Source organism: Gilliamella sp. Occ4-3 (assembly GCF_001690675.1).
In the GTDB taxonomy this organism is placed as follows: Bacteria; Pseudomonadota; Gammaproteobacteria; order Enterobacterales; family Orbaceae; genus Gilliamella; species Gilliamella bombi.
Genome location: NZ_LZHR01000116.1, coordinates 1 through 303, shown reverse-complemented (window position 1 = coordinate 303; position 303 = coordinate 1). Strand labels below are relative to the sequence as shown.

The following is a 303-nucleotide window of genomic DNA, read 5'->3' as shown; positions in this document are numbered from 1 at the left end:
TGAGGTTGATGATCAAATGCAAGGGATGAGAATGGTGACTTTTTATTACCATATGGAAAACGTGCCAAACTGGATAAAAAATAAGGATATTTATAGTCTGTATAAAGGTTATGGCGGTTTAGGGAAAGCCGTATTAGGGGGGAGCCCGAGGGCTATACATTATTACAGTTTTGGGCCTGATGGTGAGCTACGTTTGACGGCCGGTAAAAGTGGCCACTATGTTTTATAAACGTAAATCATGGGGTTATTAATAGGCAATAATCATGACAAAAAAACTAACCATCATTGCATTACTCATCAGTA

General features: G+C 38.6%; 1 protein-coding gene. It reads left to right on the top strand.

Going from position 1 to position 303, the window contains the following annotated elements; translation table 11 throughout:
* Positions 1-229: hypothetical protein (locus A9G44_RS11845; protein WP_218837598.1), on the top strand; the 229-nt coding region annotated here is incomplete at its 5' end.
* Positions 230-303: the final 74 nt, after the last annotated feature.